The sequence below is a fragment of the Streptomyces sp. D2-8 genome (assembly GCF_023184515.1).
Classification (GTDB): Bacteria; Actinomycetota; Actinomycetes; order Streptomycetales; family Streptomycetaceae; genus Streptomyces.
The window spans coordinates 37,691-63,180 of record NZ_JAAHBP010000027.1 but is presented as its reverse complement, the minus strand read 5'-3'; the positions used below and the strand labels follow the sequence as shown (position 1 = coordinate 63,180).

Genomic DNA, 25,490 nt, shown 5'->3' with positions numbered 1-25,490 from the left:
GGTCAGAAGTACCCTTCGCGCTTGCGGTCTTCCATCGCGGCCTCGGAGAGCTTGTCATCGGCACGGGTGGCACCGCGTTCGGTCAGCCGGGAGGCGGTGATCTCGGCGATGACCTGGCTGAGGGTCGTCGCATCGGAGTCGACCGCGCCCGTACAGGACATGTCACCGACCGTGCGGTAGCGGACCAGGCGGGTCTCGACCGGTTCGGTGGCCTTGGGACCGCCCCATTCACCCGCGGTCAGCCACATCCCGTTCCGTTGGAAGACCTCCCGCGGGTGGGCGTAGTAGATCTCCGGCAGGTCGATCCGCTCGCGGGCGATGTACTGCCAGACATCCAGTTCGGTCCAGTTCGACAGAGGGAAGATCCGCACGTGTTCGCCGGGCGAATGCCGGCCGTTGTACAGCTGCCACAGCTCCGGGCGCTGTCGGCGCGGGTCCCACTGCGAGAACTCGTCCCGGAGGCTGAACACCCTCTCCTTGGCCCGGGCCTTCTCCTCGTCGCGGCGTCCGCCGCCGAAGACCGCGTCGAATCGCTGCTGCCGGATGGACTCGGTGAGCGGCACGGTCTGTAGCGGGTTACGCGTACCGTCCGGACGCTCCTTCAGCAGACCCTGGTCGATGTAGTTCTGCACGGAAGCCACCTGCAGTCGCAGCCCGTACCTCGCCACCAGCCGGTCCCGATGGGCCAGCACTTCGGGGAAGTTGTGGCCGGTATCCACGTGCAGCAGGGGGAAGGGCACCGGCGCCGGGGCGAACGCCTTCAGCGCCAGATGCACCATGACGATCGAGTCTTTGCCGCCGGAGAAGAGGATCACCGGGTTCTCGAACTCACCTGCCACCTCACGGAAGATGTGCACGGCTTCGGACTCCAGCGCATCCGCGTGGGTCAACGCGTACGACCGGTCGAAGGACGCGTCGACAGCACGCTCCGCATCGATCAGCCCGGTGAGGGGGGCGTCTGCCACTAGCCGACCCTTTCCAGTCGAGCCTCCTGCGGATCCGTCGGAGCCGGGGTGGTCGCCGGCGGCCCCGCGGCTTCGGGTCCCGCGTCGGCATTTGCTTCCGTGTCGGTGTCGCACAGGTGCCCCAGGAGGTCGTGTCGCGTGACGATGCCGACGGGCTTGCCTGCGTCGAGCACCATCACACCGTCCGCCGTGCCCAGCGCAGTGATCGCGTCGGCCAAGGACGAACCCGCGCCCACATACGAGAGCGGTGGTGCCATGTGCGCGCCCACCGGTTCCTTCGGATCCGTCGTGCCGGTGAACATCGCTTCCAGCAGGGCACGTTCGGTGATGGAGCCGATGACCTCACCGGCAGTGACGGGCGGTTCGGCGTTGACGACGGGCATCTGCGAGACGCCGTAGCGGCGTAGGACGCTCGCCGCCTCGGCGAGGGACTGCTCGGGATGGATGTGCACCATCTCCGGCAGGGAAGCCCCCTTGCCGCGCAGCACGTCCCGCATCGTGATCACGCGCAACGGCTCGGTTGCGTCGATCCCGCTCTCCGGTGCGGTGATGAACCCGTGCGAGGCCATCCACGTGTCGTTGAAGATCTTCGAAAGGTAGCCGCGCCCACCGTCCGGCAGCAGGACGACGATCACGTCGTCGGGGCCGCATGTCCGGGCCACCCGCAGCGCAGCGGCGACCGCAAGGCCACAGGAGCCCCCTACCAGGAGCCCTTCCTCACGGGCCATCCTGCGGGTGAGATGGAACGCCTCGTCGTCGCTGACCTTGACGATCTCGTCACAGATACCCGGGTCGTACGCGTCGGGCCATATGTCCTCGCCCACGCCCTCGACAAGGTAGGGGCGGCCGGTACCGCCCGAGTACACCGAGCCGTCGGGGTCGGCGCCGATCACACGCACCCGCCCGCCGGACACCTCCTTGAGGTAGCGCCCGGTGCCGGTGATGGTGCCGCCGGTACCGACTCCGGCGACGAAGTGCGTGACCCTGCCCTCGGTCTGGCGCCAGATCTCCGGGCCGGTGGTCGCGTAGTGGCTGGCGGGATTCTCCGGGTTGGCGTACTGGTCCGGCTTCCAAGCCCCGGGAATCTGCCGGGCGAGGCGGTCCGAGACGCTGTAGTAGGAGTCGGGGTGATCAGCCGGGACCGCGGTGGGGCAGACCACCACATCTGCGCCGTAGGCCCGCAAGGTGTCGCGTTTGCTCTCGCTGACCTTGTCGGGACAGACGAAGATACAGCGGTACCCGCGGCGTTGAGCGACGATGGCGAGGCCGACTCCCGTGTTGCCGGAGGTCGGTTCCACGATCGTCCCGCCCGGCAGCAACTGCCCGGACCGCTCCGCCGCATCGATCATGCGCTGGGCGATGCGGTCCTTGGAGCTGCCTCCGGGGTTGAAGTACTCGACCTTGGCCAGGACGAGCGGGCTCAGCCCGTCTGCCACCGGTCCCAGGCGCACCAAGGGCGTGTTCCCGATCAGTTCGCAGACGTCGTTGACGTACTCCACACGTATCTCCTCGAATCAGCGGGACGGCAGAAGGCCCGGAGGGGAGGTCAGGCGAGGCCGAGGCCACCACTGACGGTGATGACCTGTCCGGTGAGAGAGGTGCCACCGGACGCGATGAGTTGGTAGGTCGTGTCGGCGATCTCGTCGGGGGTGACGAGGCGGCCCAGCGGCACCCTCGCGAGATAGGCGGCAAGCGCCTGGTCGGAGTCCGACCCGATGGTGGCGAGTACGTCGTCACGCAGCCCGCCGTCGACAAGGGCGGGGGCCACCGCGTTGCACCGGATCGGCAGCCCGGCTCGGGCGCAGTACAGGGCGACGGAGGTGGTGAGGTGCTCCACGGCGGCCTTCATCGCGCCGTATGCGACCATGCCGGGGGTCGCCAACTGCCCCGCTGTGGAGCTGACGTTGACGAGGGAGACGAGGCGATCGGGGCGGCGCCTGATGATCTCCGCGCAGCCGAGCCAGGCACCCACTACGTGGGTATCCAGGAGATCGTGCCATTGCTCGGGAGTGGCGGACAGAACGTCCTGCGGCACCCCGCCGAGTTGCCCGGCCGCGTTGACCAAGGCGTCGATCCGCCCGTGGCGTCGCAGTACCTCGTCCACGACAGCGGTCCAGGACTTGGGATCACGTACGTCGTGGGTGAGGCCGTCGTCCTGAGCATGGCGGCCGGTGCGTACGACGGTCAGTCCGGTCCGCTCGGCGCGTTTGGCAATGGCGGCGCCCAATGCCCCATAGCCGCCGGTGACCAGAACCACCCGGCTGGTGGCTGTGCCCATCACATCTCCTTCAGGTGATTCGGTTGAGGTGGCGTTCGAGCCGGCGGGCTGCTTCCTTCAAGGTGGAGTCGCGCTTGCACAGGGCGAACCGGACCTGGGTTCGGACCGCGTCGTCCGGTTCGGCGTAGAAGGCGGTGAGCGGCAGCGCCGCCACACCTCCTTCGGTGATCGCCCGTTCGCACCAGGTCTCGGCGTCCTCACGCACGTCACAGACGACGTAGAAGCCGCTCTCGGGCACGGGGGCGTCAAGACCGGCCGCGGTCAGCCGTTCGCAGAACTCACCGACTGCCCCGGCCAGTTCCCCCGCCCGATCGGCGACGAGCTGCGGGAAGGCCGAGGATCCCAGCACCTTGGCCGTGGCCAGCTGAAGCGGGGTGGCCGGGCAGAAGGTGAGGAACTGGTGTACTGCCCTGATCCGACGCGTCAGTTCAGGCCCAGTCACCGCCCATCCGACGCGCCAGCCGGTGGCCGCGAGCGTCTTGGAGACCGACGAGACCTTGACGCGACGCTCGGGGTCGGTGACGAGGCCGAGAATGCCCGGGTGCGGCGTCCCGTCAAGGTTGAGATGCTCGTACGTCTCGTCGGACACGACGGTGAGGTCGTACCGCCCGGCCACGTCCGCGACGGCCCGCCACTCGTCCGGGGTGAACGCTCTGCCCAGGGGATTCCACGGCGAGTTGACGACGATCACGCGGGTTGCCGAGGTGATGGCCGCCTCCAACAACCCGGCCTCGACCCGGGCGTCGGGGCCCTTCGGGCGGACCCGGCGGACGTCGGCTCCGGTGGCCGCGATGACCGGCGCGTAGCTTTCGTACGCGGGCTCGATGACGATCGCCTCGTCGCCGGCGCCCAGCAGGGCGAACAGCGCGCAGTACAGGGCCTCCGTGGCCCCGGCGGTCACGGTGATCTCCGTGTCCGGATCGCTCGACACTCCCGCGTACCGCTCGGTGTGGGCGGCGAGCGCCGCCCGGAGTGCCGGGTGTCCGGCGCTGGGTGCGTACTGGTGCTCGACCCCGGCACCGAGGGAGCCCAGTGCGTCGAGCAGTGAAGGAGCGGGACCGTGGTCGAAGACGCCTTGGGCCAGGTTGATCGCTCCGTGGCGGGCGGCAGCGGCTGGGATGCGGACGAACACGGACTCGGAGTCAGCCTGGCGAGGTGCGCCGGCCGTCGGCGTCTTGGGAGTCATGCCCGGCTCTCCTTCTCGGCGGACGACGGGGGCCGCTCCCGCCCGGCGACCGGTTCCTCCGCCTGGGGGCCGCCGCGGCCCAGGCGGCGTTGGACCAGTTGGACACCGAGTGCGGCCAGTAGCACGACGATGCCGTACAGGGACTGCCAGCGGGCCTGGACCAGGCTGACCACCATCACCACGAGGAGCACCAGGTTGAGCCCGGAACGGACGGTGAGGCCGCGCACACGGACGTACGAGACGATGGCCAGCACATAAAGAATCATGAAGATGGCGCTGGCGGTGGCGGTGGCGTCGACCACCAGGTCCGGGAAGCACACCAGCACGGTGAAGGTGACGGCGAAGAGGGCGACGAGCAGAGTCACGGTCTTGCGGGACACCCCGCCGCCGTCGCCGGCGGCGAAGCGACGCGGCAGCATTCCGTTGTGTGCCGCGTCCGAGACCAGGCCCGACACGCCCCATACCCAGGCGACGGCGTTGAGCAGCATGGCGCTGAAAGCGATGACGGTGACGGCCCACACCACGAGGGCTTCCGGCTCCATGGTCTCGGCCAATTGCAGCAGCCCGGTGACCTCGTCGACGTCGCCGCGCGGAATGCGTACGGCGATGGCGACGGTGAGCAGGATGGTGAAGACGCCGTACACGCTCAGGGCGATGGCGCTCACGGGGAGGAAGTCGCGGGCGGGTCGCCGGAACTCTCGGCTGAGGAAGGTCAGGTTCTCGAATCCGGCGAACGCCCAGAACGTCAGCAGCATGCTGGGCAGCACCACACCGAGGTGCCCTCTGTCGGGTGTGACGGTGTCCAGATGCCCAGCGGTGGCGGGCAGTGCGGAGCACAGCAGGATGGTGGCCATCGCGACAAGGCCCCAGGTGACCACGGTCTGCAGGCGGCTGCTCGTACGGATACCCGCCAGATTGGTGGCGAGCGCGGCCAGCAGCACGGCGGCTGCGATCACGCTGGTGAGCGCGAGGCCGCCGCCGAAGGTGCGCGCTACGTAGCGACCGGCGACGAAGGCGCCTGAGGGCAGTCCGACGATGACGAGAGCGATGAACAGAACGGGCACGCTGCGGCCGAAGAGCGAGCCGAGCCCCATCCTGATGAACGACTCGATGCCTCGGCCGTCCGGGTTGGCGCGCACCATGTCGTCGAACATCAGCAGCATGGGCAGGCAGAGCAGGATGGAAAGGCCCCAGACCAGCAGGCTGTTCTCGCCCGCTTCGGCATAGGTGGCCGACGGCAGGAAGAGAATGCCGGACCCGGCGATCGAGCCGATGGCCAGCGGCACGGCCTGCCATCGGGTCAGTCCTCGGCGCGGGGCGGATTCGTCACTCTCGGGTCCGGCGGGTGTCTCACTCATCGGTATCATCTCCAGGCCATGGCAGTACGCGTCCGCGGTTGAGGACGCCACGCGGGTCGAAGGTCTTCTTCAGTGCCCGCATGATGTCGATCTCCTGGGGTGAGCGCGTGTAACCGAGGAAATCCCGCTTCTCGAAACCGATCCCGTGCTCCGCGGAGATCGAGCCGCCATAGGACGAGACCGCCTGGTAGACGATGTGCTCCACCTCGGACTTCCGCTCCCGTGTGGCCTCACCGGTGACGACGGCGATGTGGACGTTGTCGTCACCGAGATGACCGAAGACCAGGAGCTTCACCTGCGGCCACTTGGGGAGCAGTTCGGCCCGCATCGCGTCGAGGCAGGCGCTGAGGGCGCGAGCGTGAAGGCTCACGTCGAATCCGAACAGTGGCTGCATGCGAAGGATCTCGGCCGGCACCCGCCCACGTGCCTGCCAGAACGCACGCAGATCGGACGTGTCCGCAGCCACCGCCGAGTCCAACAGCACATCGGACAACTCGTCCAGGCAGCCGAGCAGCGCGGTCAAGTCGGCGTCGGGCCGGGTGGATTCACACTCGATGAGGATGTAGAGCGGGTGCCCTTGCGGTAGCGGTAATTGCACCCCGGTGCCTTCGAGGACGGCGTACGCGTCCGCCCACATCACCTCGAACGCCGTGAGCGCTCCGGGCAGCGCGGTCCGGACCGCCCCCAGCAGTCGAAGGGCGGCCGGGATGTCGGCGACCGCGCAGAAGGCCCCCAGTCGGTCGGGAGCGGCCGGGCGCAGCGCCAACGTGGCGGAGGTGACCACGCCGAGGGTTCCCTCGCTGCCGATGAACAGCTGCTTGAGGTCGTAGCCGGCGTTGTCCTTGACGAGCGGCGTCGACAGGTCCATCAACGTGCCGTCTGCACAAGCGACTTGAAGCGACCGGACATGCTGTCGGGTCATGCCGTATCCGACGACCTTGACCCCGCCGGCGTTGGTGGCCACACAGCCGCCGATGGTCGCGGACTCCTTGGGGATGAGGTCGATCGGTACGACCAGACCGTGCCGGTCCACCTCGGCCTGGAGTCCGGCGAGGGTCACGCCCGCCTGGGCGGTGACCGTGCCGGCGGCGGTGTCCACTTCGCCGATCGAGTCGAGCCGCTCGGTGGACAGGACCACTTCGTCCGCGCCGGGCACTGCGCCGGAGACGAGTCCGGTCATGCCTCCCTGAACCACCAGCGGCTGCCGGTGCTCATGGCAGTACCGCAGTACGAGGGCGACCTCCTGCGGGCTCCCCGGACGCACGACGAGATTCGCCACACCCTCCCGGTCACTGCCCCACAGGTCCTGCGTGTAACGGGCGGGTAGGCCGGGGCCGATCAGAACATGCTCCTCGCCGACGATCTCGGCCAGCACGTGCGCGTGATCGATGACGGAGGGCGACTCGGCGGCAGGGGTGGTTCCACGTGTGTGCTGCGGTTCGGTGGTGGATACGGAGGGGGGCACCGGGGTCCTAACGTCGGCTGGGCAGATCGAAGTTGGCGTGCACGGCCTGCAGACTCGTACGGACATGCAGGAGATAGCCGCCCCTGGAGGCCAGGGCCCGGCGAACCGCGGGATCCACCTGATGCGGCGCCTCCACGCGCTCGGCGGGCAGGCCGAAGGACTCGGCCCAGCGCACCAGGTCCGGGTTGGCCAGATCAGTCCCGCAGTCCCGGCCCGGGAAGGCTCGGGCCTGGTGGGCCCGGATCGTGCCGTACGAGCCGTTGTCGGCGACGATCACAGCTGGCATCCGGCCCTCGGCGCGGGCGGTGGCCAGCTCGTTCCCGGTCATCAGGAGTCCTCCGTCCCCGACCACGGCGACGACGGTGCGATCGGGGTGGCGCAGGGCGGCGGCGACCGCCGCCGGCACACCGAAGCCCATCGAGCCGCCGGACAGGGCGAGCAGACGCTGTCCCGCGCCCAGGGCGATGTACCGATGGACCCAGCTGCTGAAGTTTCCGGCGTCGAGCGTGAGCACGGCGTTCTCGGGCAGTCGACGGCCTAGCGCCGTGGCCACCTCCGCGAAGTCCACACCGTCGTCGCGCGGTTGCGGTACGACCTCGCGCAGACCGGTCTCCAGGGCCCGCCAGCCCCCGACCCACTCCTGCCGCCCCGCAGGGGCGGTCGGCCACGGCGCCCTGGCCAACTCCCTTAGCACCGGAACCGCGTCGGCCGTGAGCATCTCCCCCGGTCCGGCAGGTGCTGGATGCACGGTGAGAATCCTCTGATTGTCAATGCGTGGACCGTGCAGGTGGATGTCGTCGGCTCTGTCGCCCAGGACGATGACGAGGTCGGCCTGCGCCAGACGGTCCCGGGTTGCCTTGGGGGACCCCAGGTGCAGATGGCCCGCGTAGTGAGAAGCGTGGTTGTTCAGCAGGTCCTGCTGCTTGTTGCCGAGCAGGACGGGAAGGCAGGCGGCCTCTGCGAACCGCGCGAGGAGCGCGCCCGGTTCGGCATCCGCGCCCGCGCCACACCTCAGAAGGCGCCCGGCCAGCAGAACGGGCCGCTGGGCCGTGAGCAGTTCCTCGCGCACACGGGCGGCAGCCCTGCGCTGCAGCCTCTGGCCTCGATCGGACAGCGCATCGGAGCCAGGCCGTTCCGAACCCGTATGAGCCTCCGGTACCCCCTGCACCAGGCCCGCCCCGGTCGCTTGCGCGGCGGGCTCCTCCCACAGATCCTCGGGCACCACCAGTACCACGGGCCCTGGCACCGGCGCCCGCAGCTCCTCGGCACACCGCTGCAGTGCGTCGGCCAGCTCCCCTGCATCAGTGACGGTCACCACGGGGACGATGCCGCCGAGAAACGCTTCGATGTCGGTGGCCTGGAATCCGGTGCGTGGGTCACAACCGCGCTCGGCGCCGCCGACGATGAGCAACAGCGGGGTGGGGTCGGCCACAGCCGCGTCGAGCGCGATGGCCGCGTTCGCCGCTCCGGGCGAGCGGTTGACCGCGAGCACTCCGGCGCGTCCGGTCAGCCGCGCGTCAGCCAGGGCCGCGAAGCCGGCACCCGCCTCGTGCCGCACGGTCACCAGGCGTAGTCCGGCCTCCCAGGCCCTGCCGAGGAGTGGCAGGAACGCCTCGCCGGGAACTGTGAACAATCGGTCGCAGTCGAGCTCCGACCGCAAGAAGCGCAGCACTTCGTGAGTGACTGTGCCGGTCGGTGGTGCTGCGGTGCCGGCTTCGAGTGCATGAGGCGCAGTGACCGTCATGGCTCACTCACCCGTGGGGTGGTAGGGACCGCTGATCGACTCCTGCGGCCAGACGACGACCGCGTCATCCACCGTGTCACCGAACCTCCGGTAGTGCATCAGCACGATCTCGGGCGGCTGGTGGTGCGGCGCGTCGTCCTCGGACCAGGGGAAGGAGACCGGGCCGCGCCAGGTGACGAACGTCTCGGATTCGAGGGCCCGGTGGATGTCCGTACGTCCCGTGCCGTCGGCGGCCGCGGCCGCCTGGGCGAGGATCGTGACGTCGGTGAAGGCGTTCAGCGAGTTGTCCGGCGGGAAGCTGCCGAACTCCTGCTGATAGTGGTCCACGAACCACTGCCCGATGGGCGTGAGACCGGGCCAGGTGCCGCTGAACCGGGTCGCCGGCCACACGACGCCGGCTCCGGCCTTGCCGGCCAGTCGCCAGTAGTCGTCGGAGCGCATCGGGAACGGGAAGCAGACCATCATCGGAGTACCCGGCAGCACCCCGGCCCTGACCGCGGACTCGATCAGCATGTAATTGGTGCGTACGACCCCGATGTTGAGCAGCAGGTCCGGCCCGAAGGCCGCCACCGACCGCAACTGGTCGTCGAGGTTGCTGACGCCGTCCTGTGCGAAGTCAATCCTGTGCAGTTCGGCGCCGGGGACCGTGCTGCGCAGTTCCTCGGCCAGGGTGTCAGCGAGCATCTGCCCGAAGACGGTGTCCGCGGCCACCAGAGCGATGCGTTTGAAGCCTTGTTCCCGTACGAAGGTGGCCATGAGCGGTGCGCGGTCCGCGATGGAGAAGTACGTACGAAACACGTAACGCCGGTTGCTGGTGGCCGTGTTGTGCCCGTTTTCGATGAACAGCGGCAGACCTATCTCCTCGGCCGCGGCAGCCACGGTCGGGGTGGTACGCAGATGCCACTGGCCCACCACGGCTGCGACCCGGTCCACGAAGGCCAGCTTCGCCAGGCCGCCGACGGCCGACCGGGACATGTGCTCCTCGTTCGCTCCCCGCTGGTCGTTCTCCAGAACGAACCGGATACCGGGACCCACACCGTGTTCGGCGGCGTAACGTGCGCCGAGCACAGCTCCGCGTACGGCCAGCTCCCCCGCCGTCGGGTCGCCGGGGAGAGTGAGCGGAGTGAGGATGCCGACAGGAAGGGCGTCCGCACCCACGGTGCGGTTGTGGGCTTCGACGAGCTCGGCCGCTCGCGCGGCGTGATCCTGCGGCTGTTGCGTTGCTGACACGGGGATCCGCTCCTTGTTGCGATCCGGGTACTGCTCCGGGGAGGGGTTGGGGGTGCGGGCGCTCACACTGCGAACCGGCTGCGGTAGGACTCGGTAGCACGCAAGATCGAGGACTCTGAAAGTCCGAACTCGGCGGGCCCGTAACGGTGGGATCCGTGAGCCTTCTGCGCATGGCGGCTCAAATGGTCGTCGATTCCGGCCTGGAAGCTGGGAGTGAACGGAATCTCCAGGAACGCGCAGATCTCCCGCATGACTTCGACCGGGTCGGCCACCAGGCGTCCGTAGGGCAGGTCCATGACCGGCTGCCCGGCGACCATGTCGTCCCTGCTCTCGGCGAGTTCAGCCGAGAGACCGGTGATGCGGTCGAACCACTGGGCGCCGATCTCCTTGAGGTCCTGCTGGTCGCTGCGGGCCCCGCGCACGGTGCGGCACAGGCTCGCCGTGGACGCCACCACCCGTACCGGATCACGGTGCAGATGGATGAAGCGGGCCTCGGGGTAGACACGAGCCAGATCGCGCAGGAACCAGGTGTGGAAGGGGCACTTCAGCACCGGGGTCGGCGCCGTCCCGTCCGGCCGCCGGTGCGCCCACATCAGCGCCTGAAGCTGCTTGCGGTGCCACCGATAAGGCTCGACCAGGCTCTGCTGGTGCAGCCAGTCCCCGTACGAAGGCACGCGGTAGCGCATCTCCAGGACCATGCTGTGGAAGGTGTTGGCGAGCAGCCGGTGGCATTCATCCGGCAGGCCCGCGTCGATGAAGTGGATGCCGGGCAATGCCGGGGCTTTGGCGTAGTAGTCGTTCACGTAAGCCTGCGCGGCGGTACGCAACTCGGCATGGTTATGCGGCTGTTGTCCGGTCTCCACGGGATTGGCGAGTTCCCACAGCAGTGGGCTGTGCAGATCCTCGTGACGGCCGAGCAGGTTGTGCAGCAAGGTGCTGCCGGTACGCAGGAAGCCGATGACAAACACCGGCCGTCCCAGGTCGATCCCGGCGATCTTCGGCTGCTCCTGAAGGGTCACGGCAGTGTCCCTGAGCACCTGCCGACCGCGTTCCACGGAACGCAGGACCGGATCGACGTCCTCCGGTCGCAGTCGGGCCTCGCTGTCGAGTGCGGCGGTGAACCGACCCAGGCCCTCGTCGAAGGCCGCCGGCGTCACCGCGGGGGACACCGAATGTGCGTCGAGGGGCTGGATGGCCGTCACTTCGCGGTCCTTTCGCCGGTCCAGAGAGCTATGTCGCGTGGCGCCCGCATGCTGCGCAGGTCGTAGAGGTTGGCCAGGAACGCCTGGGCCACCTGGGCTGGTTCGTCGGGGAAGGCAAACGCCCGGTGCGGTGAGACAACGAGCCCGGGCACCCGCCATGCGGGGTCGTCCGCAGGCAGTGGCTCGGTGTCGTGGACGTCGAGGAAGGCTCCGCGCAGCCGCCCTTCCCGCAGCGCCGCATAGAGGGCGTCGGTGTCGAGAGTCTCCGCGCGGCCCACGTTGACGACCGTGGCGTGCTCCGGCAGCGCGTCCAGCACCTGTCGGCTGATCAGTCGCCGGGTGTCGGGGCCGCCAGGCAAGCAGAGGATCATGTGGTCGAACGTGCTCGCCTCAGAGGCAAGTTGGCTGGAGGGGACGTGCCGGTCAGCGCCCGGTATCCGAGAGTTCCGCCCGGGACGGGTCACGGCCGCGGTGTGGGCACCCAGCGCGCTCAGACGCTGCAGCACCGCACGGCCGATCCGCCCCGTCCCCACCACCGCGACCCTGCTCCCGCTCAGCATCAGCGCGTCGGACGTGTACCAGTCGTTCTGGTGCCCGGCCGCAAGATCAGGCAGCCCTTTGAGGACGTGCAGCAACCCCGTCACCGCGTACTCGGCGACCGCGTCCACGGGCACGCGCGCCGACGTGGTGACCAGTACGTCGGGAGACAGGCCGGCGGCCGCCAGGTGGTCGGTACCGGTACCGGTCAGGTGCAGCCAGCGAAGATTCGGAAGATCGCTGAGGCTCCCGGGCGGAAACTGGTACCCGACGACGACATCCACTTCACGAGAGTCCGGCCCGGGCTCCTCCCCCAGGTGCAGCCGCACGCCGGGCGTGCCGGTCAGCTCGTCGTGAAGCACCGGAGACATCCGCGTGTGTGTGATGAGTACGTCGACTTCGCCCCAGCCGCGTCGGACTGTCGCCTCCTGAGCGCCGAGCTGGGTCATGTCACCAGCCCATTCGCCTGCGGTCGGCCAGCAGGCCCGGCACCGGGTCGCCCGTGCCGCCCCGGGCTATCTCCAGCACGTCACGGCTGTTGCGCCGCACTCGCTGCTCCACCCAGTCGAAGAGCCAGTTGACGGTCTCCTTCAGAGGAAGTTCCGGGACGGCCCCGGTGAGCACACAGCCGGTGACGGCAGCGCCGCCGACGTTCGCCACGACATCCGGCAGGACGACGGTGCCGGCGGAGCGCATACGTTCCTTGGCCTGCGGACTGCAGCAGAGGTTGCCGCCTTCAACCACCAGGTCGGCGCTTACTCGGCGCACGTTGTCGCTGCGGATCGCGTCCCCGCCGGCGGCGAGGATGAGGACATCCGCGTCCACATCGAGCCACGCCTCCGGTTCGGCCGACACGGTCACCACGTCAGGGAGCTTCGAGCGGTCGATGGTGCCGGCGGTGTCGGTGATGGCGAGCAGGTCGCGAACCGGCAAACCCGAGGGGTCGGAAACGGTGCCGGCCACGTCGGCGACAGCCACGATGCGGTGGCCACGGGCCTCAAGAGTCTTGGCCACTCCGCGGCCCACAGTGCCGAACCCCTGAATGGCGACGCGGCGAGAGGTGGTCCAGCCACCGGCTTCGAGCGCGGTGAGGGTACCCACGCTGACCCCGAATCCGGTGATGTCGACCAGGTGGGTCCAGAAGCTCGCCCAGTCGGTGGGCAGCCGGGAAGCCCGCGTGTTCCGCTTCAAGTCGTAGCCGGCCTCGGCGAAGAAGAGGTCACGGTCCGCGTGCGTCGTGCCCTGGTCACAGCCCAGGTAGACGCCGCCGTGGAGCAGTGGGGCGACCGCGCGGCCGAACGAGCGCAGCGCCTGCTCCCGTCGCCCGGGGACCGCGACGATACCGGCCTTGGCGCCGCCGATCGGCAGCCCGACGAGGCCGAGCTTGACGGTCATCGCCCGAGCGAGCGCGCGGACTTCCGCCTCGCTCACCGACCCGGTCATGCGCGTCCCGCCCATAGCCATGCCGTCGACCAGAGAGTCGACCACGACCCACCCGTCCAGCGATTCGGACGGAGTGACCACGGATGTGCTGAGCAACGGCGGGGGTGCGTCGCCCTCGGCCGACTTACTCTCAAGCAGAATTTCAGTCACGGTTCTCCTTATTCCTGACACCGATACGGCGCCACGAAATTCACCGACCGAACAGAATGCGCCACTGGCACGAAATCATCCAGGCGACCGATCGACTGTTTCCGGAGCAGCTCAATCATTCGCCGGCAAGGCAGAATGAAAGGCGGGCGCGACCTCAACACCCGCAGTCAGCCCTCTCCCTGCCCCTCGCTCCTTCCGATGCGCGGACTCGCCACCTCGTCGCGAATCCATCCGCGCATCGCGGAGTTGACCAACACCTCGTCGATCACGCTCGCCACCTCGGCGGAAGACGGACTATTGGGTGGCGCGAGCGCTAATGTCACCGTGCCCTCAGTGCAGCAGAGCAGGGCTGCGGCCCACTGATCAGGAAGGAGAGCTATCAGCCGCACCGCAGCCGTCTCGGGCGGAGCGCTATTGACGGTGCGGATTCGCACCCGATACGTGGCTGACATGACGGCTCCCCTCACAAGGCGGCAGGTAACGATGTGCGGCTAGCCCGTGGGCTCAGCCCCAGTCGTTGACGTCCTTTGCCATGACGACCGCCGACTGCCCGGATTCCTCCGCCGTGGTCGCAGCTGTCGCGGTCCCCGCGCCGACGAATGCAAGGGACGCCGCCCCAACGATCGAACCAAGGGCAACACGGATGGCCTTGTTCGAGCGGGCGGACTTCATGCAGGAACGAGTTACGCGGCGCACATTTACTCCGTCTCATCGGAAGTCGTTTATTGCGATCTCGTTGCAAGGCAACTCTGCCGCGCCTCAAGCTGCGATTGGGTACAAACCCGGCTCAGCTTCCTGCAAGCTCTCCGGCCACATGCTGCACGCCGGCAGGAAGAGCCACACACACCCGCCACTCACTGAGCCTCTGTCCGAATTGCCCCGACAAGTCCATCACTCGGTTTCTTGATCTTGTACTCTGTCTCAGAATTAGCTGGTGCTGTGGGGACACTCGCAGCAGAGCAAGGAGAACAGGTGACCCACGCAGACCTGAGATTTCTGGGTGTGGACCCCGACGACGAGGCTCTGTACCGACTACTGCTGCGCCGGGGCGGTTTCGACCAAGCCGAAGTCCCTCGCTATCTGGCCGACGAGACGCTCATCAGTCAGGACCCGCGATCCGTCTACCGACGACTCACGTCACTGGGACTCGCCACCGAGACACCCGGCGGCCTGCTGGCCCCCGTGTCACCGGCCAAAGCAGTCGAAGGGCTGATCGAGCACGGTGTAGGTCACCTGCGGACTCAGTTGGAGGAGCAGGCGATCACCAGCGGCATCGTCGACTCGCTTCTCGCAGAGCACGAGAAGTCCCTGGACAACGGCAGTCGACTGACCGCCCCCCAGAGTTCCGTCCAGCACATCGAGGGGATGGCGGCGGTACGGGCCGTCATCGACGAGCTCACCTTCTTCACCCGGACCGAGAACCTGACCACCAGTCCGACCGGAGTGCTCAGCCCGGACACCATCGACCACGCCCGCATCCTCGACACCCGTGTCCTGCGCCGCGGCGTGCACATGCGCACCCTGCTGGCTTCTCCCGCCCTGGACGACCCGACCACCATGGGTTACTTACGTGAATTGATCTCCAAGGGCGCCCACGTACGCATCTCCTACCAGCCCTTGGAGCGGTTGATCATCTGTGACCGCGCCGCGGCCCTGACGCCCATCGATCCCACCCACACCTCCAAGGGCGCGATCCTCACTCGCGATCCGGGCTTGGTAGCCGCCTTGGTGTCGCTCTTCGACCGGATGTGGGGCACAGCGCATGACCTCCCAGCAACCGACGACGGGGAGTTAACGTCTGCCGACTTCGCCAGCCCCATGGAGCGCCAGGTGCTTCAGTCCCTGTCCACAGCGGAAAAAGATGAGGCAGGCGCCCGCGAGCTGGGCATCGCCGTCCGCACCTACCGCAAACACGTGGCCTCGCTCATGCAGCGCCTCGGCGCTGCCAACCGGTTCCAGGCGGCACTGCTGGCCCGGGAGCGGGGCTGGATATGAGCAGAATCGATATGGCACTGAGCGAACCGAAGTCCACGCCGCCGTCCACCCCATGACGCTCTCGCCTAACGTCGAAAAGCATCGACTCGACGTGCCAGCCACTGCGTGGCCCGATCAGGGCCTGCCGCAGTTCGAAGCACGAGTCGAAGGCGCGCAGCCACAGCCGAAGCAGGTCGGCCAGCACCGGCCGGGCCTTGGCCACCGCACACAGACGCCCCTTGACCACCCGGGCCGGGCGCGCCTTCTTCGCCCACTCCACCAGCAGTCCCAGCCGCGGCAGGTCGGCCGAAGAGCGCACCCCGTCGGTCTTGTCGCCGGTGCCGAGCAGGTCCACCGACTCGCGGGCATCCGCCATCCGCAGCCGTCCCGTGGCCGTCACGGGGCGGCCGCCCTGGCCCGTCCACTCGGTGAGTCCGCGCAACTGCGCCACGGTCGTCGACTCCCCGCCGGTCGGCGCAGTTCGTCGTCCGGGGGCGGAGCATGACGGGCAGTTGTGGCTCGACCCGGGCCGAGCCGGACAGCGCGCGGCCGGTCAGCCGCCGTTTCATGATCGCTTCGAGAGCCTGCTGATCGTAGGCGATGTCCCCACGCTGCGCCCGCTCCGCGAAGCGCTGCCGTTCGGCCGCCACCTTAGGGGGCGCCCGCCGCGAACTTGTGGGCGGGCGGCGCTTCGGCAGCTAGAGTGACAGTGCGGGTACGGGTACGTACCCATACACGATCTGCGATGGTGAGTGAAGAGGGAGCCCGCAAGATGTCGGACGCCAACATCCGTATTCCCGCCGAGGCCCGCGATCGGCTTGCCGAGATAGCGGCTGAGGAAGGGCTGTCCCTACGCGCCTACCTTGCCCGACTCGCCGAGAGCCTGCTCACCCCAGCCGAGCGGGCCGAGCGGGCCGAGAAGGCACGGGCCGTTCTGCGGGAGTGGAACGGATACGACCCGGACGCGGGCGAGCAGGCCGAGCTGGACACCGAACTCGACCGCCGTATGGCGGAAGCGGGTGCCACGTGACCCGTGATGTGCATGTGTTCCTCGATGACAGCGCGATGGTGGCCGCAGGGAGGGGTAGCGTCCTGACCTCCCGGCTCATCCACCGCGCTCACACTGAGCCGGGCTGGTTCCTGTATGTCAGCGTGTGCGCCCTGGTCGAGGCCGACCGGGCCCGGCCGGGCACTGCGGAGCACATCGCCGCCCTGCCCGGCATCACGATCGTCGATCTGGATCTGCCGGCTGCCCTGTCGGTGGCCCGTGCGACCACATGGGCCGATGCCCACACCCTCTATGCCGCCCATCCCAGTCCCGACCGGCCGGACGGTGCGGTGATCGCGACCACCAGGCCGCACACGTGGAAGGAGCAGCCGGTACGCACCTTGGACCTCAGCCCCTGAACTCAAGCGGCAAGGCGAACCGCTGCCCGGCATACCTCGTCGACCTGCTCGGGTTCACTGACACACCGGCCGTTCAGCCAGCCAGTTCTTCGCTGCCTCCAGGACGCGGTCCCGGCTGGTTCCCACGGTGCGCCGTTCAGTGAAGACCTCCTCGTCCGGAGGAATGGGCGCGTCATACATGCGGCCCGTACGGTCCAGGAACTTGGCTTCGGTGAGGTTCAGTATGGCTCCGTCGGAGAGTCGGTGAGGCACGTTTCCGGTGGGGACACCATGGGTGCTCTCACCGAAGAAGCGTGTGTCCGGCCGACCACGGAAGGCCACCACGACCGCCTCCCCGGAACTGGCGGTCGCCCTGCCCGTCAGCACCGCCACCGGCGGGTGACCGTTGCTCACCGGGTCGCCGGCCGGCCGGTCGACGGACTCGCCGTCGTAGCGCGGGCTACCGTCCTCGACTGTCCATACCGATCTCTCACCGTCGGAGTCCACGAACCCACCGACCTTGCCGTCGCCCAGCATCGGAGCGCCGACGGCAAGCATCGGCCACATGTTTCCGCCCCTGTTACGGCGCAGGTCAACCACCCAGCCACACGCCTGTGACCGATCCGCCTCCGCGACGGCCTTTCGACCTCGCCGCACATACTGCTCGTACGACTGCTCGGCCCCTTGCACTCCTGGCAGGGACACGTACCCCAAGCGCCCCTCCAGGGAGCGGCCCCGCAGGCCGTCGAAGCTCTCGACCGGATCCTCGAGCTCCTCGGCCTGCTCCGGCGCGAAGAAACCACTGTGCCCGTCGTGGAGCAGACTCACTGCCGACCGGATCGCCCCGTACGTGTCTTCCGGGTTCCGCGCACCATCGGCGTGCGAGAACACCTCGCTGCGGACCTGCGCCCAGTCGACCTCGTGACGCATCAGCGAGCGCTTCTCTATCGTGTCCAGCGCTGTGGACAGGTAGGACCGAGCCTCGGCCGACACGGTGGGTCCCGGCGTCCGTCCCTCACGATCTGTGCACCCCGCCCCTGCCATGAGCACCGTGGCCGCTCCTGCGCAGGCCCAACGAAGCGGACGTCCCCTAGGTATGCATCCCCATGATTCTGCGGCTTGTGAGTCGCAGTCACCCTAACGACGGAGGTCGCTGCCCTCTACAGATTCGAGGAGCGGACAGCACACCTGTCCACCGGCTCAGCCGGCCGCACGCAGGTGTTCCTCGCCGAGGCGGTCCCGGCAACTCCGGCAGTGTCCGGGCCCCGGGGCGCGGAAGGCACGTTCGCAGCCGTCGCAGGTCTGGAAGGGCAGTACGGCCGGTCGCTCGACGCTCGGCAGGAGCAGCGCGCGGGAGGGCAACGGCAGCGGGGTTTCACGGAGGCGGAAGGCCAGGACGCTCGCCGGGCGGGCCCGGAAGCGGTCGGGGAGCCGTGCGGTCAGCAGCTCCGTGATCTCCCGCGGCCCGACACCGGCCGCCAGCCACTCGGCGACGGCCGGTGCCAGTCGGGCGGCCTCCTGCGCGGACAGGACCAGGCGGGGGTCGACCCGGCGCAGGGCGGTCAGTACGGCGACCGCCTCGGGGTCGGCGTCGGCGAGGGCGGGTGCCGGGCCGCCGGGCTCCTCAGGAGCGGGAGCGGGCGCCGTCTCCCGTCGGGTTTCCGGGACGGTGGGCCGCCTCCGTGGCCGGGGCTTCGGCGGCTCGGGCGGGTCGTCGGGGCCTTCGCCGCGCGGTACGTCGTAGGAGTACGTCCGGGTGCGTACCTGCCCGGTGGGCGTTCGTTCGCGGCGGCGTTCCAGGTATCCGGCCGATTCGAGTTCTCTGAGCGCCCGCGAGATGAGGATCTCGCCCTCGCTGAAGTGCTCGCACAGGGCGGCGATGGTCACGGGGGAGCCGTCGGGCAGGGAGGCGATGTACGCCGCGACGCCGACCGTGACGGCGCTGCCGCGCCGCTGGGCGAGGGCGTTGGAGATCACCGTGAAGTCGGCCGTGAGGCGGGTGCGTACGTGGATCACGCCGGTAGTCGGAGCTCCGGCGTCGGCGCGCAGACGCGCGTTAGACTGCGGGTCAGCCATCGGGAAGGCGTTCACTTCCTGATCGGTCAGGCCCTCGTTCGGGATTGCCGTCCCGGCCGGGGGCCGTATCTGTTTGCGGTTGTCGCGGCGAACGTAACGGCCCGTTACCCGCCCCTGCAAGCCGGTCACTCGGACGGGTGACGCCCGCCTTCCGGCGCGGGGAGGGTGGGTGGGCGGGTAGTTCTTTCCCCGGTTCTTTCAGGAGGTCAGTGGCCTACCGGACCCTCGCGGACAAGGGCCCGGTGCGTCCGGGAGCCGCCTCAGGGGCGGTGGTGCCCGGCCTTCAACTCGCCTATGAAGGCGACCCAAGCAGCGGCTTCGAAGCACAGCGCGGGGCCCTGCGGGGCCTTGCTGTCACGGACCGGGACGACGGCCCGGAACCCGTCGGCCACCTCCACGCAGTCGCCCCCCTCCTGATTGCTGTAGCTGCTCTTGCGCCAGGCGACGCCGTTCAGATCGGGACGGGAGTTTCGCTCCACGGTGGTTGTCCTCCCTCACGGATCGGATCATGTCCAGGGACATGAGCGGGGGCAGAGCTGCCGCCCGCAGCCGATCGTAAGTCAGCGCGAAACTCCTGACCTCGTCCGGATCCTCGATGAGTTGGCCGTAATGCGCGCCTTCCGTGTAGGCGACCTCCGAGCCGTCCGGCATGGTGAGCACCGTGAGCGAACCGCCCATGACCTCGTGCTCGCCCTGGTCGAACGGCAGTACCTGCACGGTGATGTGAGGTTCCGCCCTGGTCCTGAGCAGTCGCTCCAACTGCTCATGCATCACCCCCTGGCCACCAACGGGACGCCGGAGCACCGCCTCGTCGAGAACCACCCACAGCTCGGGCCGATCGGGCATGCCGAGCCGCTCCTGTCGTCCCAGACGAACGGTGACTCGTTCTTCCAACTGCTCTTCGCTGCCGAGCGTCCGACCGACTCTCAGCACCGCACGCGCGTAGTCCTCCGTCTGCAACAAGCCGGGCACCACATGAGCCGCATACTGCCGGACCGCCACCGCCCGCTCCGCGTACTCCATGAACTTCCGCGACCAGTCCGGAAACGCCTCCCGGTACACATACGGCCACAGCTCCACCAGCAGATCCTCCGCACCGAGCGCCGCGTCCAGCGCACGCGCCAGCTCCAGCGTCGGCTTCGCTCCGGACGCGCGCTCGATCTGCGTGATCCGCGTGCTCACCACATGCGTCCGGTCGCCCAGCTCGGCCTGGGTCAGCCCCGCCGCCGTCCGGAGCCTGCGCACCCGCGCACCGAACAGCGCGGCCATCGACGCACTGGGGTCAATTCCGTTGGCCAAGGCATCACTTCCGTTCCTTACGGCTGCACAAGTAAGGCTGCGCCCCCTGTCGAGCGTAGGACGATCGGCCGACTCTTGAGTACGGAACGTGATGACTCGTGTGCGCAACGGAGCGCTTCGAGCCGACGGAAAGGGACGGACAGGCCGTGCTGACAGAAACCGCCACCCCGGGAGACATGCCGCAGCGTGAACTCCAGTCGCTCACGCTGCGGTTCCCCTCCTCCCCGCGCGGTGCGCGGCTCGCCCGGCGTCACGCCGTCCGGTGGATGGGGGAACGGGGCCACCCGCCGACGTCGGACGTCTCCTGCGCGGTCGCCCTCGTCGTCGGCGAACTCGCGGCGAACGCCGTACAGCACGGTCGGGTTCCCGGCCGGGAGTTCGGTCTCCGGCTCGCCCTGGACCGGGCCGCGGGCGTGCTGCGTGTGGAGGTCGCGGACGCCGCCTCCGCGAAGCGGCTACCCACGGCCGCGCCCTCTTCCTGCCCCGATGGCGAGTCGGGGCGGGGGCTGCTCCTGGTGGACGCCCTGGCCGTGCGCTGGGGGTCGACGCCCCGCAGCCCGGTGGGCAAGACAGTATGGGCGGAGCTGCGTCTTGAGATCTGATCAGCCGCCCCCTCGGCGAGGGAGGGGAGGCAGCGGCGCCCGAGGGGAGGCAGCGGCGCCCGAGGGGAGGCAGCGGCGCCCGAAAAGGCGTACGGCGCGTACAGCGCGTACCTTCTCGTACGCGCCGACGCGCCGCTGCGGGGCCGGCTGAGGTTTACTCCTCGTCCTCGGGCTTCTCCGCTTCGTTGATCTCCTCCTCGAGACCGAGCTGCTCGATGAGCCACTTGTCGAACTCGATCGCGGCGCGCACCCAGCTGACCGTCGAGGAGACGAAGTGCTCCAGGCTGACACCCATGCCGATCAGCATCTGGGCCTCGCCGATCAGGCGGACCGTGCCGTCGTCGTGCGTGTGGCTGTAGACCTTGGGCCACAGGGTCCGGCGGTTCCAGTCGTCGATCGACTCGAGGATCTGCGGCTTGGCCTCGATCTCGTGGGGCCGGTCGTAGAACGTCCGCACGGAGAAGACCTGCTGGTCTCCCTCACCCCGGAACATGAAGTAGGTGCGGAACTGCTCCCACGGCGCCGCGAGGTCACCCTCGTCGTCGACGACGTACTTGAGCTCCATCTGGTCGAGGAGCTGCTTCACGAGGTCCTGATCCGGGACGACGGGGCCGGCCGGGCCGCCGGGCTGCGGCTCGGGCTGGCCCCCGAAGTTCGGAATCGAGGACGGGTCGATGGTCACCGTGAATTTCCCTTCGTACGGATTCCGCCATCCTCCCCCATGCGGGGAGGGGGGTGGCAAGCCCCGACAGACCCTGTCAGCCCTGGGCTGACACGATCCGGTCAACCGCAACCCCCGGGTGCCGGAACCCGTCTCTCCCAGTGACGGACGGCAGAGGTGGTGGACATGGCGGCAGCGGGCAGAGGGCACACCCGGTGGAGGCTGATCCTGCCGTTTCTGGCAGTGCCGGTTCTCCTTCTCGGGTTCCTCGTCATCGGCGTGTTCATGTGGGCCCTGACCGACAAAGACGACCCGGGTGCCAGAGGCGCGTCGAAGGCCCGCTGCACCGACGCCCTGGCCTTCGGCGGCGCCGTCCGCCCCGGGGGCGCGGACGTGCACGACTGCACGGTGCAGCGGGGCATCGACACCGCGTACTCGGCGGTGCTGCGGATGCCTCGCGAGGACGTACGGCCCTGGCTGCGCACGACCTACCCGGACGCCCCGGGGCCCCGCACGGGCGACGGCTCCTGCGGAGCGCTCTGCCTCGACGTGACCCACGAGAACGGCCTCCCCGGCTCGGCGGAGGCGCATGTGGTGCAGGTGAGGGTGGAGTACGAGAACGCCGAGACGGCGCTGGTGCGCTTCTCGGCGTTCACGATGTAGCACGGGGCCTTCGCCCTACAGCGTCTTGCCCGTCGCGGGCCCGACCAGCAGTCCGTCCTCGACGCGGTCCACCCGGACCGTGTCGCCGTCCTTGATCTCCCCGGACAGGATCTCCTTGGCGAGCCGGTCGCCGATGGCGGACTGGACCAGCCGCCGCAGCGGCCGGGCGCCGTACGCCGGGTCCATGCCCTCCTCGGCGAGCCAGGCCAGGGCCTCGGGCGTGATGTCCAGGGTGAGGCGCCGCTCGGCGAGCCGCTTGGCCAGGCGCTCCAGCTGGAGCTTCGCGATGCGCTCCAGCTCGGGCTTGGTCAGAGCGGCGAAGACGACCAGGTCGTCCAGGCGGTTGAGGAACTCCGGCTTGAAGGATGTCCGCACCACCTCCAGGACCTGCTCCTTCTTCTCCTGCTCGCTGGTGATCGGGTCGACGAGGAACTGGCTGCCGAGGTTCGACGTCAGCACCAGGATGGTGTTGCGGAAGTCGACCGTCCGGCCCTGCCCGTCGGTCAGCCGCCCGTCGTCCAGGACCTGGAGCAGGATGTCGAAGACCTCGGGGTGGGCCTTCTCCACCTCGTCCAGCAGGACGACGGAGTACGGCCGCCTGCGCACGGCCTCGGTGAGCTGGCCGCCCTCCTCGTAGCCGACGTATCCGGGCGGGGCGCCGACCAGCCGGGCCACGCTGTGCTTCTCGCTGTACTCCGACATGTCGATGCGGACCATCGCCCGCTCGTCGTCGAAGAGGAAGTCGGCGAGGGCCTTGGCCAGTTCGGTCTTGCCGACACCGGTCGGGCCGAGGAAGAGGAACGACCCGGTCGGCCGGTCGGGGTCGGCGATCCCGGCACGGCTGCGGCGCACGGCGTCCGACACCGCGCGCACGGCCTCGGTCTGGCCGATGAGCCGCCTGCCGATCTCGTCCTCCATGCGCAGCAGCTTCTGGGTCTCACCCTCCAGCAGCCGCCCGGCGGGGATGCCGGTCCAGGAGGCGACGACGTCGGCGATGTCGTCGGAGCCGACCTCCTCCTTGACCATGGTGTCCTTGGCGACCTCCTCCTCGGCCTCGGAGGCGGCCTCCAGCTCCTTCTCCAGGGCGGGGATCTCGCCGTAGAGCAGCTTGGAGGCGGTGTCGAAGTCGCCGTCGCGCTGGGCGCGTTCGGCCTGGCCGCGGATCTCGTCGAGGCGTTCCTTCAGCTCACCGACGCGGTTGAGGGACTGCTTCTCCTTCTCCCAGCGGGCGGTGAGGCCGCGCAGCTCCTCCTCCTTGTCGGCGAGGTCGCGGCGCAGCTTCTCCAGGCGCTCGCGGGAGGCCGCGTCGGTCTCCTTGCCGATCGCCAGCTCCTCCATCTTCAGCCGGTCGACGACGCGCTGGAGTTCGTCGATCTCGACGGGCGAGGAGTCGATCTCCATGCGCAGCCGCGAGGCCGCCTCGTCGACGAGGTCGATGGCCTTGTCGGGCAGGAAGCGGGAGGTGATGTACCGGTCGGACAGGCTCGCGGCGGCGACCAGCGCACTGTCGGCGATCTGCACCTTGTGGTGGGCCTCGTAGCGGCCCTTGAGCCCGCGCAGGATCGCGATGGAGTCCTCGACGCTCGGCTCGGCGACCAGCACCTGCTGGAAGCGCCGCTCCAGGGCGGGGTCCTTCTCGATCCGCTCGCGGTACTCGTCGAGCGTGGTGGCACCGACCATGCGCAGCTCGCCGCGGGCCAGCATGGGCTTCAGCATGTTCCCGGCGTCCATGGCGGAGTCACCGCCGGCACCGGCTCCGACGACGGTGTGCAGCTCGTCGATGAAGGTGATGATCTGCCCGTCGGAGTCCTTGATCTCGGCGAGGACGGTCTTCAGCCGCTCCTCGAACTCGCCCCGGTACTTCGCGCCCGCGACCATGGCCCCCAGGTCGAGCGCGACGAGCCGCTTGTCCTTCAGCGACTCGGGCACGTCACCCTTGACGATCCGCTGGGCGAGCCCTTCGACGACGGCGGTCTTGCCGACACCCGGCTCACCGATGAGCACGGGGTTGTTCTTGGTACGGCGGCTGAGCACCTGCACCACGCGCCGGATCTCCTGGTCCCGCCCGATGACGGGATCGAGCTTGCCTTCCCGCGCGGCGGCGGTGAAGTCGGTGCCGAACTTCTCCAGGGCCTTGTACTGGCCCTCGGGGTCGGACGTGGTCACCCGGCGCGCTCCTCGTGTCTTCTGGAAGGCGGCCTGGAGCTTCTTGGCGTCGGCCCCCTGCTGGGACAGCACCTCGCCGGCCGCGCCGCCCTTCGCGGCGAGGGCGATGAGGAGGTGCTCCGTGGAGAGGTACTCGTCACCCAGGTCCTTGGCGCGGGCCTGCGCGTCGGCGACGACGGCGAGCATCTCGCGGTTGGGCTGGGGCGGCGCGACGGTCGACCCGGTCACGCTCGGCAGCCCGGCGAGCACGCGCTCGGCTCCGGCGCGTACGGCGGCCTGGTCGGCGTCGACCGCGGCGAGCAGGTCGGTGATGTTCTCGTTGTCCTGGCCCTGGAGCAGCGCGAGCAGCAGATGGGCGGGCGTGAGGTCGGGGTGTCCCTCGGTCACGGCCCGGTTGCTGGCAGCGTTGATCGCATCCCGGCTCCGGTTGGTCAGCTCGGCGTCCACGTTCGCGTTCTCCTCCTTGCACTGACCCGAACGGCTTGCACAAAGTTGAGTCTAGTGCACTCAAGGACGGTTCCGGGAGGCTCGGGGGGCTAAGTTCCGGGGCATGGCGACCAAGTACTCCGTCGACCCCGGCGCTCCGGACCCGTCGTATCTCAGCTTCTGGCGGGAGCGGCACCTGTGCACCCTGACGACTCCCCGCCCGGACGGCACTCCGCATCTGGTACCCGTCGGGGTCACATACGATCCCGAGGCGCGTCTTGCTCGGGTGATCACCAACAGGGCGAGCGCGAAGGTGCGGTATGTGCGGGCCGCCGGGGAGCAGGGGGCGGCCGTCGCCGTCTGCCAGCTGGAGGGCCGCCGCTGGGCGACGCTGGAGGGCCGGGCCTTCGTCCGCGACGAACCGGACCGGGTCGCCGAGGCGGAGCGGCGCTATGCGGAGCGCTACGGCAGGACACCGTCGCCGAATCCGGCGCGCGTGGTGATCGAGATCCACCTGACGCGGGCGATGGGGCGAGGTTGACTGAAGTGAAAATCCACACCGGTGATCGACTGGATCCGGCCATCGGTGGATTGGTTCGATACCCGGAAATGTCCCCGGAAACTGCAGCGGCGTCACCGTGTTCAGGTCACGGTGACGCCGCTGCGGGGGGAAGCACCT

General features: G+C 69.0%; 25 protein-coding genes. 6 read left to right on the top strand and 19 right to left on the bottom strand.

Annotated features, from left to right (window positions below):
* Nucleotides 1-2: 2 nt before the first annotated feature.
* The 12 genes from cysD to G3I77_RS35650 all read right to left on the bottom strand — a co-directional run bounded on the left by cysD (nt 3) and on the right by G3I77_RS35650 (nt 14,010).
* A complete protein-coding gene (gene cysD / locus G3I77_RS35705) occupies nt 3-938 on the bottom strand; it encodes a sulfate adenylyltransferase subunit CysD (protein ID WP_248510734.1) in 936 nt (311 codons plus the stop codon).
* A gap of 26 nt (nt 939-964) precedes the next feature.
* The gene (locus G3I77_RS35700) at nt 965-2,464 is read right to left on the bottom strand and encodes a cystathionine beta-synthase (protein WP_248510595.1); all 1,500 of its coding nucleotides are present in this window, start codon (nt 2,462-2,464) and stop codon (nt 965-967) included.
* A gap of 47 nt (nt 2,465-2,511) precedes the next feature.
* On the bottom strand, nt 2,512-3,243 hold the full coding sequence (locus tag G3I77_RS35695) for an SDR family NAD(P)-dependent oxidoreductase (RefSeq protein WP_248510593.1): 732 nt from the start codon (nt 3,241-3,243) through the stop codon (nt 2,512-2,514).
* Nucleotides 3,244-3,253: 10 nt separating this feature from the next.
* A complete protein-coding gene (locus G3I77_RS35690) occupies nt 3,254-4,429 on the bottom strand; it encodes a pyridoxal phosphate-dependent aminotransferase (RefSeq protein ID WP_248510591.1) in 1,176 nt (391 codons plus the stop codon).
* Nucleotides 4,426-5,787 carry an APC family permease gene (locus G3I77_RS35685; protein WP_248510589.1) on the bottom strand — a complete coding sequence of 454 codons (1,362 nt, stop codon included), beginning with the start codon at nt 5,785-5,787 and terminating at the stop codon, nt 4,426-4,428. Before G3I77_RS35685 ends, G3I77_RS35690 begins: the two co-directional genes overlap by 4 nt.
* Complete coding sequence (locus G3I77_RS35680; RefSeq protein ID WP_248510588.1) at nt 5,780-7,252, bottom strand: FAD-binding oxidoreductase; 1,473 nt, start codon at nt 7,250-7,252, stop codon at nt 5,780-5,782. The genes G3I77_RS35685 and G3I77_RS35680 overlap by 8 nt, the downstream gene beginning before the upstream one ends.
* 7 nt (nt 7,253-7,259) lie before the next feature.
* Nucleotides 7,260-8,996 (bottom strand): thiamine pyrophosphate-dependent enzyme, encoded by a 1,737-nt coding sequence (locus tag G3I77_RS35675; protein ID WP_282574342.1) that lies wholly within the window; start codon nt 8,994-8,996, stop codon nt 7,260-7,262.
* 3 nt (nt 8,997-8,999) lie between these two features.
* Nucleotides 9,000-10,226, bottom strand: a complete 1,227-nt coding sequence (locus G3I77_RS35670; protein ID WP_248510586.1) for an ABC transporter substrate-binding protein — start codon at nt 10,224-10,226, stop codon at nt 9,000-9,002.
* 62 nt (nt 10,227-10,288) lie between these two features.
* The gene (locus tag G3I77_RS35665) at nt 10,289-11,428 is read right to left on the bottom strand and encodes a sulfotransferase (RefSeq protein WP_248510585.1); all 1,140 of its coding nucleotides are present in this window, start codon (nt 11,426-11,428) and stop codon (nt 10,289-10,291) included.
* The gene (locus G3I77_RS35660) at nt 11,425-12,336 is read right to left on the bottom strand and encodes an NAD(P)-dependent oxidoreductase (RefSeq protein ID WP_248510584.1); all 912 of its coding nucleotides are present in this window, start codon (nt 12,334-12,336) and stop codon (nt 11,425-11,427) included. The genes G3I77_RS35665 and G3I77_RS35660 overlap by 4 nt, the downstream gene beginning before the upstream one ends.
* Before the next feature lie 79 nt (nt 12,337-12,415).
* The gene (locus G3I77_RS35655) at nt 12,416-13,558 is read right to left on the bottom strand and encodes a Glu/Leu/Phe/Val dehydrogenase dimerization domain-containing protein (RefSeq protein ID WP_248510583.1); all 1,143 of its coding nucleotides are present in this window, start codon (nt 13,556-13,558) and stop codon (nt 12,416-12,418) included.
* A 167-nt stretch (nt 13,559-13,725) separates the two neighbouring features.
* On the bottom strand, nt 13,726-14,010 hold the full coding sequence (locus G3I77_RS35650; protein ID WP_248510582.1) for a hypothetical protein: 285 nt from the start codon (nt 14,008-14,010) through the stop codon (nt 13,726-13,728).
* Nucleotides 14,011-14,530: 520 nt separating this feature from the next.
* Here G3I77_RS35650 and G3I77_RS40970 point away from each other — a divergent pair.
* Nucleotides 14,531-15,553: a LuxR C-terminal-related transcriptional regulator gene (locus tag G3I77_RS40970; protein ID WP_248510581.1), complete on the top strand. Its 1,023-nt coding sequence runs from the start codon at nt 14,531-14,533 to the stop codon at nt 15,551-15,553.
* Here the strand turns inward: G3I77_RS40970 and G3I77_RS35640 are convergent.
* Entirely contained in the window at nt 15,483-15,983 is a 501-nt protein-coding gene (locus G3I77_RS35640; RefSeq protein ID WP_248510579.1) for a hypothetical protein, read from the bottom strand. The two genes, G3I77_RS40970 and G3I77_RS35640, sit on opposite strands and share 71 nt — an antisense overlap.
* 321 nt (nt 15,984-16,304) lie before the next feature.
* On the opposite strand from G3I77_RS35640, the gene G3I77_RS35635 reads away from it, so the two are divergent.
* Nucleotides 16,305-16,562 carry a hypothetical protein gene (locus tag G3I77_RS35635; RefSeq protein WP_248510732.1) on the top strand — a complete coding sequence of 86 codons (258 nt, stop codon included), beginning with the start codon at nt 16,305-16,307 and terminating at the stop codon, nt 16,560-16,562.
* A gap of 35 nt (nt 16,563-16,597) precedes the next feature.
* The gene (locus G3I77_RS35630) at nt 16,598-16,939 is read left to right on the top strand and encodes a hypothetical protein (protein ID WP_282574353.1); all 342 of its coding nucleotides are present in this window, start codon (nt 16,598-16,600) and stop codon (nt 16,937-16,939) included.
* Between the two features lie 54 nt (nt 16,940-16,993).
* Here the strand turns inward: G3I77_RS35630 and G3I77_RS35625 are convergent, their stop codons facing one another.
* The 4 genes from G3I77_RS35625 to G3I77_RS35610 all read right to left on the bottom strand — a co-directional run bounded on the left by G3I77_RS35625 (nt 16,994) and on the right by G3I77_RS35610 (nt 20,263).
* A complete protein-coding gene (locus G3I77_RS35625) occupies nt 16,994-17,911 on the bottom strand; it encodes a S41 family peptidase (RefSeq protein ID WP_248510576.1) in 918 nt (305 codons plus the stop codon).
* A gap of 207 nt (nt 17,912-18,118) precedes the next feature.
* Nucleotides 18,119-18,994 (bottom strand): hypothetical protein, encoded by an 876-nt coding sequence (locus G3I77_RS35620; RefSeq protein ID WP_248510574.1) that lies wholly within the window; start codon nt 18,992-18,994, stop codon nt 18,119-18,121.
* 260 nt (nt 18,995-19,254) lie between these two features.
* Nucleotides 19,255-19,386, bottom strand: a complete 132-nt coding sequence (locus G3I77_RS35615) for a DUF397 domain-containing protein (protein WP_248510727.1) — start codon at nt 19,384-19,386, stop codon at nt 19,255-19,257.
* On the bottom strand, nt 19,349-20,263 hold the full coding sequence (locus G3I77_RS35610) for a helix-turn-helix transcriptional regulator (RefSeq protein ID WP_248510571.1): 915 nt from the start codon (nt 20,261-20,263) through the stop codon (nt 19,349-19,351). The genes G3I77_RS35615 and G3I77_RS35610 overlap by 38 nt, the downstream gene beginning before the upstream one ends.
* 176 nt (nt 20,264-20,439) lie before the next feature.
* On the opposite strand from G3I77_RS35610, the gene G3I77_RS35605 reads away from it, so the two are divergent.
* Nucleotides 20,440-20,895: an ATP-binding protein gene (locus G3I77_RS35605; RefSeq protein WP_374388080.1), complete on the top strand. Its 456-nt coding sequence runs from the start codon at nt 20,440-20,442 to the stop codon at nt 20,893-20,895.
* Nucleotides 20,896-21,049: 154 nt separating this feature from the next.
* Here the strand turns inward: G3I77_RS35605 and G3I77_RS35600 are convergent, their stop codons facing one another.
* Complete coding sequence (locus G3I77_RS35600; protein WP_031142427.1) at nt 21,050-21,577, bottom strand: YbjN domain-containing protein; 528 nt, start codon at nt 21,575-21,577, stop codon at nt 21,050-21,052.
* Between the two features lie 165 nt (nt 21,578-21,742).
* Here G3I77_RS35600 and G3I77_RS35595 point away from each other — a divergent pair, with 165 nt between their 5' ends.
* Entirely contained in the window at nt 21,743-22,219 is a 477-nt protein-coding gene (locus G3I77_RS35595) for a hypothetical protein (protein WP_248510570.1), read from the top strand.
* Between the two features lie 15 nt (nt 22,220-22,234).
* Here G3I77_RS35595 and clpB read toward each other — a convergent pair whose 3' ends face one another.
* Nucleotides 22,235-24,832 carry an ATP-dependent chaperone ClpB gene (gene clpB, locus G3I77_RS35590; RefSeq protein WP_248510568.1) on the bottom strand — a complete coding sequence of 866 codons (2,598 nt, stop codon included), beginning with the start codon at nt 24,830-24,832 and terminating at the stop codon, nt 22,235-22,237.
* Nucleotides 24,833-24,935: 103 nt separating this feature from the next.
* Between clpB and G3I77_RS35585 the strand changes: the two genes are divergently transcribed.
* The gene (locus G3I77_RS35585; protein ID WP_248510567.1) at nt 24,936-25,352 is read left to right on the top strand and encodes a pyridoxamine 5'-phosphate oxidase family protein; all 417 of its coding nucleotides are present in this window, start codon (nt 24,936-24,938) and stop codon (nt 25,350-25,352) included.
* Nucleotides 25,353-25,490: the final 138 nt, after the last annotated feature.